Annotated in this window: 9 protein-coding genes; all 9 read right to left on the bottom strand. The window is 70.3% G+C overall.

All coding sequences use genetic code 11. The features are described 5' to 3' along the window. Positions 1-33: 33 nt before the first annotated feature. Entirely contained in the window at positions 34-1269 is a 1236-nt protein-coding gene (locus RAB70_RS00470) for an ABC transporter permease (protein ID WP_148829593.1), read from the bottom strand. Continuing rightward, positions 1266-2597: an ABC transporter permease gene (locus RAB70_RS00465; RefSeq protein WP_148829594.1), complete on the bottom strand. Its 1332-nt coding sequence runs from the start codon at positions 2595-2597 to the stop codon at positions 1266-1268. Before RAB70_RS00465 ends, RAB70_RS00470 begins: the two co-directional genes overlap by 4 nt. A gap of 36 nt (positions 2598-2633) precedes the next feature. Further along, positions 2634-3854: an ABC transporter permease gene (locus tag RAB70_RS00460; RefSeq protein ID WP_148829595.1), complete on the bottom strand. Its 1221-nt coding sequence runs from the start codon at positions 3852-3854 to the stop codon at positions 2634-2636. Positions 3855-3891: 37 nt separating this feature from the next. Beyond that, entirely contained in the window at positions 3892-5193 is a 1302-nt protein-coding gene (locus RAB70_RS00455) for an ABC transporter permease (RefSeq protein ID WP_148829596.1), read from the bottom strand. Positions 5194-5241: 48 nt separating this feature from the next. After that, the gene (locus RAB70_RS00450) at positions 5242-6471 is read right to left on the bottom strand and encodes an ABC transporter permease (RefSeq protein WP_148829597.1); all 1230 of its coding nucleotides are present in this window, start codon (positions 6469-6471) and stop codon (positions 5242-5244) included. 170 nt (positions 6472-6641) lie between these two features. Continuing rightward, positions 6642-7868 carry an ABC transporter permease gene (locus RAB70_RS00445; protein ID WP_148829598.1) on the bottom strand — a complete coding sequence of 409 codons (1227 nt, stop codon included), beginning with the start codon at positions 7866-7868 and terminating at the stop codon, positions 6642-6644. A 46-nt stretch (positions 7869-7914) separates the two neighbouring features. After that, complete coding sequence (locus RAB70_RS00440; RefSeq protein ID WP_148829599.1) at positions 7915-9210, bottom strand: ABC transporter permease; 1296 nt, start codon at positions 9208-9210, stop codon at positions 7915-7917. Positions 9211-9223: 13 nt separating this feature from the next. Next, positions 9224-10465: an ABC transporter permease gene (locus RAB70_RS00435; protein ID WP_148829600.1), complete on the bottom strand. Its 1242-nt coding sequence runs from the start codon at positions 10463-10465 to the stop codon at positions 9224-9226. Next, a complete protein-coding gene (locus RAB70_RS00430; protein WP_148829601.1) occupies positions 10462-11772 on the bottom strand; it encodes an ABC transporter permease in 1311 nt (436 codons plus the stop codon). The genes RAB70_RS00435 and RAB70_RS00430 overlap by 4 nt, the downstream gene beginning before the upstream one ends.

Genomic DNA, 11772 nt, shown 5'->3' with positions numbered 1-11772 from the left:
GCGCGGCTTGTCGTGCCTGCGTGCATCGGCGGCTCAGACACTGCGGGTGGCCACCGCCGGCGGCACCGCTGCGGCGCGGCGTGCGGGCGCCAGGATCGCCAGCTGGCCGAGCAGCAAGAGCGCCGCAGCGACGGTCGGCAGGTAGCCCAGCGGCAGGCGTGGCAGATCGTAGCGCTGCAACAACGCTTGATTGAGCAGCAACGCCAGCACCATGCCCACGGCGCTGCCGGCGCTCACGATCAGCAGGTTTTCGGTCTGGAAATGGCGCAGGATGTCGCGACGGGTCGCGCCGATGGCGCGGCGGATGCCGATCTGGCGCGTGCGTTGCTGCACCCAGAAACTGGCCAGCCCGCCAATGCCCAGGGCGGTCACGAACAACAGGCCCGTGGTCGCCGCGAGCAGCAACCCGATCATGGTGGCATCGCGCTGGAAATAGCGCTGCCGCAGCTGGGCGTAGCTGCGGCGCCCTTCGGCCGGAATCAGCCGCAGCGGTCCTGCCTGTGCCAGCGCGTCGGCCGCCGCGGCCAGGATCCGTTCGCGGTCCTGCGGCGCGCTGCGCAACAGGTACTGCACCTGGTTGCCCGCGGGCAACTGCGGCGATAGCGCGGCCAGATGGTCGACCGCTGCGCCGCGCAGCGTCGTGCGCAGCAGATCGTCGACGACGCCGACGACGACGGCGCCCTGGGCTCCGCCATACAGCGTTTTGCCGACCGCAGGTTGACCTGGCCACAGTTGCCGCGCCAGCGCGCGGGTGACGATCACGGCGCTCGGTGTGGCGGTGGAATATTCGTCGGCACGGAAGTCGCGGCCGGCGATCAGGTGGGCGCCCATGGCCTGCACGAAACCGGGCGAGCCGCTGTAGTACGTGGCCTGGATGCACCCTGTATCGTCCATCGACTGCCGCGCCATCGCGCGGTCCAGCGTCTGCCGGTCGGGGCAACCGCCATAGTCGTTGGCGCCGCCGGACAGTGGCAGGCTGAAGCCGATCGCGGCGGCCGCGGTGACACCGGGAATGCTGCGCAACGCCCGCAGATCGGATTGCTGCTGGGCCAGCGCATTGCCATCGCTCTGGACGCCGCGAACCGAGATCAGCGCCAGTTCTTCCTCGGGCAAGCCGCTGGAGACCCGCAGACGTTCGATGCGCCCACCGATCAGGAACACGGCGTTGGCGACGAAGGCGCAGGTCAGTGCGACCTGCAGCGCCAGCAGCGCGGCGATCAGGCGGTGATGCTGCAGGCTGGAGAGGATGGGGCGGATCGGCAGATTCATGTCAGGTCCTTGATCTGCAGGGCGGGGTTGATCCGGCTGGCCCGCCAGGCGGGCAGCAGGCCAGCCAGCAGGGCGGCGATCACCGCCAGTGCCACGGTGGCGAGCAGCATCTGCAGGTCCATCCGCGCCAGCCTGGCGTAGTCGTCCGGGCGCTGGCGCACGCTCCACAGACCCAGTTCGGCGATCGCGATGCCAACGGCGCCACCGAGCAATCCGATCAGCGCGGCCTCGCTGCCGAACTGCAGGAACACGTGGCCGCGGCGGGCACCGAGCGCGCGTCGCACGCCGATCTCGCCACCGCGACGCAGGAATTTCGCCAGCAGCAAGGCGATCACGTTGACCAGGCAGATCCACAGGAAGCCCAGCGCCAGCAGCGTCTGCAGGCGCACATCGTCGGGCACCATCCGCAAATGGTGCAGCCAGTCCATCAACGCATACAGGCGCGCCCGCTCCGGCGGCCGCTGGAAGCGCCCGCTGGCGTGCTGTGTCGCGGCGTAGTCGTAGAGCAGGCGCTGGTAGGCGGCGACCTGTTGCGGCGTGTCCAGGCGTACCCAGAACTGCAGCCAGCTGGTCGAGGGATCCTTGCGTCGCGCCGCGTCGTCGCCGTTGAAGCTGTTCCAGCTGCTGATGTTGCTGTTGACGTCCAGCGTCAGTTCCATCGCGGTCGACAGCGGCAGGAAGAAATCGTCGCGCTGGCCGAAACTGCCCTTGCTGCCCGGGTCGGCGTAGAACAGCGGTTGCGGATCCCAATCGCCGGTCACGCCGATCACCTCGAAGCCGATGCGCTTTTCCCCGAGCGCCACCCGCTGGCCGATCGGATCGCGCGCGCCGAACAGGGTGTCGGCCAGGGTGCGGCTCAGCACGATGACGCGGGCGTGGCGCTGGTCGTCCGCCGTGCTCCAGCCGTGCCCGCGCTGCAATGGGATGCCGAACAGGGCGAAGAATCCGGCGCTGGTGTAGCGGCCGCTCAGGTCGAGCGGCGCTTGCGTCGCCCGCGTCGGCCACAGCAAGACCTGCCCGCCGGCCATCGCCGCCTGCGGCGTGGCGGGTGCGGCGCGCAGCAGCGCCATGGCGTCGGGCCAGGTAAGGTTGTCGGCCGGATCGCCCCACTCCTGGTTGTCCGGGTAGCTGCCCGGCAACGGATCCAGATGCGGTGTGTAGAGCGCAGCGCTCCTGTCCGGCAGCGGGTCGCGCGACATCACGTGCAGCACCGTCAGCATGGTCATGCTCGCGCCGATGCCCAGGCCGATCGCCAGCACCATCAGCGCGGTGGCGATCGGCGTGCGTCGCAGGCTGCGCCAGGCCAGCAGCAGATAATGGTTCAGCATCCTGCCTCTCCTCGTTTGGACGCTTGACGCGTTCGCTCAGACACTGCGGGTGGCCACCGCCGGTGGCACCGCGGCGGCGCGGCGTGCGGGCGGCAGCACCGCGAGCTGGCCGAGCAGCCACAGCACCACCGCGCCGACCGGCAGGTACCACAGCGGCAGCCGCGGCAGTTCGTAGGCGCTCATCAGGTACAGGTTGGCGGCGTAGGCCAGCAGCATGCCGAGCACGATGCCGGTACTGGCGAGCAGGAAATTCTCCAGCTGGAAATGCCGCAGGATCTGCGTGCAGGTAGCGCCGAGCGCGCGGCGGATGCCGATCTGCTTGGTGCGCTGCTGCACCCAGAAACTGGTCAGGCCGACGATGCCCAGGGCGGTGACCAACAGCAGCAGGACGCAGACGCCGACCAGGAGCCAGGCCATCGCCTGGTCGTCGCGGTAGTAGTCCGCGCGTGCTTGTTGCAGGGTCTTGCCGCCGTTCACCATCCGCCGTGGACCGTGTTGCGACAGCGTCGCCTTGGCTTGCCGCAACACTGCCTCGCGCTGCGCCGGATCGCGCACGCGCAGCAGGTAGGTGCCGCGATCGTAGGGAACGTTCACCGGGAACAGCATCGTGTCCTCGTAGTGGCCGACGTTCCCTCCTTCGCGGGGTTGCACCAGGCGTTGCACCACGCCGACGATGCGGTGTTCGCCGTAGACGTAGATGGTGCGGCCCACCGCGTTCTGGCCGGGGAACAGGCGTTGCGCCAGCGACTGGCTGAGGATGACCGAGGGCGGGATGCGCTTGGCCACCGGATCGCGCAGTTGCGCGTCGTCGATGAACTCGTCGTCCGCGAAGCGGCGCCCTGCGACCAGATGCAGCCCCAGGGTATCGAGCAGCCGCGCGTCGCCGAAGTACTGCACCGCGTGCAGGGTGCTGCGTTCCTGGCCAGGGCGCAGCGACACGCCGCTGTAGCCGAGCGAGTCGCCGAACAGCGGCTGGTTGATGATGCTGGCCTCGCGCACACCCGGAATGCGTCGCAGCGCGTCCAGGTCGGCGCGAGTCTGCGCGGCGCTGTTGCCGTCGCTGACCACGCTGCGGCTGCGCAGTTGCACCAGTTCCTGCTCGGCGGCACCGCTGGGCCGCTGCATGCGTTCGAGCCGCTGGTCGATCAGGAACAGCGCGTTGCAGACGACGGCGCAACTGAAGGCGATCTCCAGCACGATCAGGCCGGCGGCGACGCGGTGCTTGCGCAGACTGGAGAGGATGGGATGGAGGGACACGGTGGGAGTTCCTGGCGGAGAGGGCGCGCGCGGCGCGTCATTGCGACTTGAGCTGCAGGGCGGTGGACACGCGCATCGCCTGCCAGGCCGGCAGCAGGCCGGCGAGCAGCGCGCTGCCCAGGCTCATCGCCAGGGCGAGCAGCAGCATGCGGCCGTCCAGGTGCGCCAGCGCGGCGTAGTCCGCCGGCTGCTGCCGCACCAGCCAGGTGCCGATCCAGGCCAGCAGCAGGCCGCCGGCACCGCCGGCCAGGCCGATCGCCGCCGCTTCGATCAGGTGCTGGGCGAAGATCGTCCGCCGCGAGGCGCCGAGCGCGCGGCGCACGCCGATCTCGCCGCTGTGGCGCAGGAACTTGGCCAGCATCAGCCCGGCGGTGTTGAGCAGGCAGATGCCCAGGAACGCCAGTGCCAGCCCCACCTGCAGACGCACGTCGGAGGGCACGGCGTGGTTGCGGTCCAGCCAGGTCATCACGTCGCTGAGGCGGATGTCCGGCGGATGGCGGAAGCGTCCCGCGTCGCGCTGCTGCCGCGCATAGGCCTGCAGCGCGTCCAGGTAGGCGGCGCGCTTGCCGGGGCTGTCCAGTTCCACCCAGTACTGGATCCAGGCGCAGGGGGCGTTCGCGCTGGTCCTGTTGCCGGCATGGTCGCCCCAGCAGGACATCGAGCCGCTGACGTCCAGGTCCAGGTCGCGCGCGGTGGAGAACGGCACGAACACGTCCTCGCTGTCGCCATATTCGGTGTTGGTCAGGTCGTAGAAGCGCGGGTTCATGTCCCAGACGTCGATCACCCCGACCACGCGCAGCACGGCATCGCCGAGCTGGAGCTGGCGGCCGACACTGTCCACGTCGCCGAACAGCTGGGTATTGAGCCGCCGCGAAATCACCGCGACACGTGCGCGCCGGGCATCGTCGTCCGCGGTCCAGGCGTGGCCGTAGCGCATCGGCACGGCGAACATCGGGAAGAAGTCGGCGCTGGTGTAGCGCGCTTCGGCGCCGAACGGGGTCAGCTGCGGCTGCGCCGGCACCACCGTCACGCTGCCGGCCGACATCATCGCCTGGCGGTCGCCGCGCCGGTCGCGCAGCAGCGCCTCGGCATCGCGGCGGGTCAGTTGCTGCGGGTCGGTGTCGTTCGGATCGTAACGGTCGTCCGGTTCGACGTTGAGTTCGACGTTGAACAGCTGCCCGCTCTTGCCGGGAATGGGATCGGCCGCCAGCACGTGGAACACGGTCAGCGTGGTCATCGATGCGCCAATGCCGACCGCGATCGCCAGCACCATCAGGGCGGTCAGCAGGCGGTTGCGGCCGAAGCTGTGCAGCGCCAGTTTGCAGTAGTAGCCGAACATCGTGGCGTCCTGGAGAAGGGGGCGGTGGCGGGCGATGGAAGGACGGGATCAGAGGCTGCGGGTGGCCACGGCCGGCGGCACCGCCGCCGCGCGCCGCGCCGGCGCGAGCACCGCGCACTGGCCGAGCAGCCACAGCGTCGCCGCGCCGAGCGGCAGGTAGGACAGCGGCAGCCGCGGCAGTTCGTACCGGCCCATCAGCCACTGGTTGATCGCGTACGCCAGCAGCATGCCCAGCGCGATGCCGGCGCTGGTCAGCAGGAAATTCTCGGCCTGGAAGTCGCGCAGGATCTGGTTGCGGGTGGCGCCGAGGGCGCGGCGGATGCCGATCTGCCGGGTGCGCTGCTGCACCCAGAAACTGGCCAGGCCGACGATGCCCAGCGCGGTGACCACCAGCAGCGCCACGCACACCGCGCCGAGCAGCCACACCATGGTGCGGTCGCCCTGGAAGTAGGCGTCGCGGATCTCGCTGTAGGTCTGCTGATCGAGCACCAGCCGGCTGCTGTCCACCTGCATCAGCGCCGCGGTCGCCGCGGCGAGCACGGCCTGGCGTTGCGCCGGGTCGCGCACGCGCAGCACGTACAGCCCGTCGGTGTAGGGCATGCGCAGCGGAATCAGCAATGCGTAGGGCGCCTGCGCCGGGCCGACCAGGTCCGGGTTGGGGCGGGCCAGGGCGTCGACGATGCCGACCACCTGCGCCGGCACGGTGCCACGGTAGACGGTCCTGCCCAGCGCGTTCTGTCCGGGGAACATCTTCTCCGCCGCCGCCCGGTTGAGGATGACCGCGCCGCCAGCGTTGCGCAGGCGCTCGTCGTTGCGCAGGGCGTCCAGGTCGAGGTATTCGTCGGCGCGGAAATCGCGCCCGGCGATCAGGCGCAGGCCCAGCGTGCGCAGCGTGGCGTCCTCGGCCTTGTACTGCGCGGCATTGAGCGTGGGCCATTCCTGGTCGGGGGTCAGATTCAGGCCGACGTTCCAGGCGGCGTCCCCGAACGGCATCTGGTTGACGACGGTGGCGTTGCGCACGCCGGGCAGCGCGCGCAACGCAGCCAGGTCTTCGCGGGTGCGTGCCGCCGCGTCGACCTGCCGGCCGATGCCGCCGAGGGCGATCGTCACCAGTTCCGCTTCGGCGACGCCGCTGGCGCTGCGCAGGGTCGCGATGCGGTTGCCGATCAGGAACAGCGCGTTGCAGACGATCGCGCAGGCCAGCGCGATCTCCAGCACGATCAGCGTCGCCGCGGTGCGGTGTCGGGACAGCGTCGAGAGCATCGGACCCAGTGCCATGGCGGCGACGTTCAACGGCCGCGCCGCACCGGCGCCGCCAGGCCGATCGGGCACGGCTGCGGCCACGCAGGCGCGTGGCGCAGGAGACCGGAGGACGGCAGTGGGCGATGGTTGCGGGGCATGGCGCGCTCGATGAAAAAAGGCCGGCCGGAGCCGGCCAAGGGGATGGATCAGGTGCTGCGGGTGGCGACGGCCGGCGGCACGTCGGCGGCGCGGCGGGCCGGCGCGAACACCGCCAGCTGGCCGAGCAGCCACAGCGCCACCGCGCCGATCGGCAGGTAGGACAGCGGCAGCCGCGGCAGTTCGTACTTGCCCATCAGCCACTGGTTGATGGCGTAGGCCAGCAGCATGCCGAGCACGATGCCGGTGCTGGCCAGCAGGAAGTTCTCGGTCTGGAAGTAGCGCAGGATCTGCCCGCGGGTGGCGCCGAGCGCGCGGCGGATGCCGATCTGCTTGGTGCGCTGCTGCACCCAGAAGCTGGCCAGGCCGACGATGCCCAGCGCGGTGACCACCAGCAGCGCCACGCACACCGCGCCGAGCAGCCACACCATCGCGCGGTCGCCCTGGAAGTAGGCGTCGCGGATCTCGCTGTAGGTCTGCTGCTTGAGTACCAGGCGGCTGCTGTCGACCTTCATCAAGGCCGCGGTCGCCGCGTTCAGCACTTCCTGGCGCCGCGCCGGGTCGGTGACGCGCAGCACGTACAGGCCGTCGGTGTAGCTCAGGCGAAACGGCAGCAGCATCGCGTAGTCGATCTCGGCCAGGCCGCTGGCGGCGGTGGGCCGCGCCAGGGTCTCGACGATGCCGACCACGCGGGCGCCCACCGGCCCGGTGTACACGGTCTTGCCCAGCGCGTTCTGCCCCGGGAACATCTTTTCCGCGGTGGCGCGGTTGAGGATGATCGCGGTGCCTTTCTCCTGGATCCGCTTGTCGGTCTGCGCCGCTTCCAGATCCATGTACTCGTCGGGCGCGAAATCGCGACCGGCCACCAGCTTCAGGCCCAGGGTCTTCAGCGTGCCCTCCTCGGCCATGTACTGCGCCGCGTTCAGCGTGGGCCGTTCCTGGTCCGGGGTCAGCGACAGGCTGGTGTTCCAGGAGTAGTGCACGAACGGCACCTGGTTGAGCACGGTGGCGTTGCGCACCCCGGGCACCGCGCGCAACGCGGCCAGGTCCTCGCGGGTGCGCGCAGCGGCGTTGACCTGCTGGCCGATGCCGCCCAGCGAGATCGTCACCAGTTCCGATTCGGCGATGCCGCTAGGCCGGTGCAGGGTCTCGATGCGGTTGCCGATCAGGAACAGCGCGTTGCAGACGATCGCGCAGGCCAGGGCGATCTCCAGCACGATCAGCGCGGCGGCGGTCTTGTGCCGGCGCAAGGTGGACAGGATGGGGCGGATATCCATGGCGATGACCTTGTGAGAATGCGTGGAAGGCGCAGGGCGCGCAGGATCAGGACTTGAGCTGCAGGGCGGGCGCGACCTGGATGGCGCGCCACGACGGCAACAGGCCGGCGAGCAGGCTGGCGCCCACCGCCATCGCGAAGGTCAGTGCCAACATGCTCGGATCCAGGTGCGCCAGCTTGGCGTAGCTGGCCGGCTGCTGGCGCACGGCCCACAGCCCGAGCGTGGCCAGTCCCAGGCCGGCCACGCCGCCGGCCAGGCCGATGGCGCCGGCCTCCACCAGGCATTGCGCGAAGATCGCCCCGCGCGAGGCGCCGAGCGCGCGGCGCACGCCGATCTCGCCGCTGCGGCGCAGGAACTTGGCCAGCAGCAGGCCGACGGTGTTGAGCAGGCACACCAGCAGGAAGCCCATCGCCAGCCACAGCTGCAGGCGCACGTCGCCGGGCACCACTTCGTTGTGGTCCAGCCACTGCATGACGTTGCGCAGGCGCACGTTGTTGGGGCGCTGGAAGCGGCCGGCGGCGCGCTGCTGGGCCGAATAGTTCTCGAGGTAGGCCTTGTAGTCGGCGGCCTGCGCCGGGCTCTCCAGTTCCACCCAGTACTGCACCCAGGTGCAGGGCGCATTGAGCGCGGTCTGGTCGCCGTTGCTGTCGCCGAAGCAGTTCATGCTGCCGTTGCGGTCCATCTTCAGGTCCATCGCCACCGAGAACGGCAGATACGCCTGTTCGTCCGACCCATAGGTGTTGGTGACGTCGTAGAAGCGCGGCTTGGCCTCCCAGGCGTCGAGCACGCCGACGATGCGGAAGGTGTTCTGGTCCATGCGCAGTTCGCGGCCGACGCTGTCGGCGCCGTCGAACAGCTTCTCGTTGAGTTTCCGGCTGATGACCACCACGCGGTCGTGGCGTTTGTCTTCGGTGCCGGTCCAGCCGTGGCCGTACTGGAACGGCGTGTCGAACATCGGGAAGAAGTCCGCGGAGGTGAAGCGCACTTCCGACTTGAACGGTTTCAGGCCGCTCTTGGTCGGTTCGATCGCCACGCTGCCACCGGTCATCAGCGCCTGGCGCTTGGCGCGCTTCTCGCGCAGCAGGGCCTCGGCATCGAACCGGGTGTTCTGCGAATCCGGTTCCTCGCCCGGCTGGTAGCCGGACTTGGGCTGCGCATCCACCTGCACGTAGAACAGGCGGTCGCTCTTCTGCGGGATCGGGTCGCCGGAGAGCACGTAGAACACGGTCAGCGTGGTCATGCTGGCGCCGATCCCCAGGGCGATGGCCAGCACCATCAGCGCGGTGAGGACGGTGTTGCGGCGGAAGCTGCGCAAGGCGAGGCGGACGTAGTAGCCGAACATGGGAACTCCGGGGTCAGGCGCTGCGGGTGGCGGTGGCGGGCGGGACGGCGGCGGCGCGCAGGGCCGGGCCGAGGACGGCGAGCTGGCCGAGCAGCCACACCGCGACGATGCCGGTGAGCACGGTCGGCGAGGACAGCCGCTCCAGTTCGAAGCGCTGCATCAGCCACTGGTTCATGACGTAGGCGAGCACCGCGCCGAGCAGCGCGCCGGCGCCGACGATCAGCAGGTTCTCGGCCTGGAAGTAGCGCAGGATGTCGCCGCGGGTGGCGCCGAGCGCGCGGCGGATGCCGATCTGCCGGGTGCGCTGCTGCACCCAGAAACTGGCCAGCCCGCCGATGCCCAGCGCGGTGACGGTGAGCAGGATCAGGATGATCGCCAGCAGCATCCGCGCCACCGCACTGTCGCTCTTGAAGTAGTCGGTCCGCAGCTCCTGCATGGTGCTCACGCGCTGCTGCACGTAGGTCGGGTTGGCGCGCTGCATCGCCGCGGCCGCGCGCGGCAGCACCTGCGCCAGTTGCCCCGGCGTGCTGCGGATCACGTAGCCGCCGCCCCAGCCTTCGCTGCCGATGCGGATCTCGGTGAGCAGTGCATCGGCATCGTCGTCGTGGCCGGTGATGTCGCCGCGCACCGGCGCCATCACCCCGACGATGTCCAGGCGCACCGGCTGGTTGAACGTGCTGGTGTAGAGGGTGCGCCCCAGCGGCGACGTGCCGGGGAACAGTTTGGCCGCCAGCGACGGCGTGATCAGGGCCGGCAGGCGCCGCTCGATCTCCGGTGGCGCACCGAACAGGTCCGAGGCGCCGGTCAGTTCCGCGTCGCGCAGGTCGCGACCGGCGACGATGCGGATGCCCAGCGTGCGGTTCAGGCCCTGGCTGCCGAGGAACAGGCGCGCACGGGCGACCGGTTGCGTGGCCTGCGGCTGCAGGAACAGTTGCGCCTGCGTCGGGCCCCACAGTGGCGGCGTGCCGAACGCCGCCGCTTCCACGCCGGGCACCGCCTGCAGCAGGTCCAGGCTGCGGCCGACGCTGCTGACGCTGCCCGGTTCGCCGACCACGCTGATGCTCTGGATCAGGCCGATGTCCTGCTCCATCACCCCGGTCGGGGTCTGCACGCGCTGGTAGGTGCGGGCGATGATGAACACCAGGTTGCACAGCACCGCCAGGGTCAGGGCGATCTGCAGCGCCATCAGCACCACCGCGGCGCGATGGCTGCCCAATGCGGACAGGATGGGACGCACGGGAGGCAGCGGGGTCATAGCGATTTCACCTGCAGGGCGGGGGCGATGCGCGAGGCGCGCCAGGCTGGCCACAGGCCGGCGGCCAGCGCCGAGAGCGTGGCCACGGCCAGGGCGATGCCGAGGATCGCGGGATCGGCATGCGCCTGCTGCGCGTACGCCACCGGTTGCTGGCGCACCAGCCACAGGCCGATCCAGGTCAGCGGGATGCCGAGCAGGCCGCCCAGGCAGCCGATCAGCGCCGATTCGGCCAGGCACTGCGCGAACACCGCGCGGCGGCTGGCGCCGAGCGCGCGGCGCACGCCGATCTCGCCGGCCTTGCGCATGAACTTGGCGACCAGCAGGCCCACTGCATTGAGCAGGCACACCAGCAGCACGCCGAAGGCGATCCAGGTCTGCATGCGCACCGTGGCCGGCACCACCCGCTTGTAGTCCAGCCAGTCGACCAGGCCGCGCAGGCGGGTGTTGGGGGCGCGTTCGAAGCGGCCGAGCTGGCGCTGCTGCGCGCTGTAGGCCTCCAGCGCCGCGCGATAGCGCCGCGCCTGCTCCGGCGTGTCCAGCCGCGCCCAGTACTGCACCCAGGTGCACTGCGCGGCCTTGGGATCGTGCAGGCCGGCCTCGCCGTCCTTGCCCCAGCACTGCATCGGCCCGTAGCCATAGTCCTGCGGCAGGTCCAGCCAGGTCTCGAACGGCATGTACAGTTCCTCCGGCGGCGTGTACGCGCCGGAGTTGAGATCGTAGAAGCGCGGCTGCGCGTTCCAGGCGTCGATCACTCCGATCACCCGGAACGGGCGTGTGGCGATGGTCAGGGTCTTGCCGACGCTGTCCGCGCCGCCGAACAGCGCGTCGTTGAGCTTGCGGCTCAGCACCACCACCGGCGCGCGCTGGCTGTCGTCGCGCCGGCTCCAGCCGCTGCCGTACACGAAGCGCATGCCGAACATGCCGAACAGGTCGGCCGTGGCGGCACGCGTGGTCAGCATGCGCAGGGGGCTGTTGGGCACGGTCTGGCGCACCGGCAGCCAGTTCGCGCTGGTCATGGTCTGCGCCGGCGCCGCCTGCGCCCGATACAGCGCGGTCGCGTCCTGCCAGGTCAGTTCGTCCGGCGGCTCGGGGTCGGCGCTGGGCAGGTTGCGCGGACGCGGATCCAGCTGCGGATGGAACAGCGTGGCGCTGCGCCCGGGCAGCGGGTCGCCGGAGAGCGTGTGCAGCACGGTCAGCATGGTCATCGACGCGCCGATGCCCAGCGCCACGGCCAGCACCATCAGCCCGGTGAGGATGCGGTTGCGGCCGAAGCTGCGCAGCGCCAGGCGAAGGTAGTAAGCGAACAT

This window comes from Xanthomonas sontii (assembly GCF_040529055.1).
In the GTDB taxonomy this organism is placed as follows: Bacteria; Pseudomonadota; Gammaproteobacteria; order Xanthomonadales; family Xanthomonadaceae; genus Xanthomonas_A; species Xanthomonas_A sontii.
This window is presented reverse-complemented; position numbering and strand designations above follow the sequence as displayed.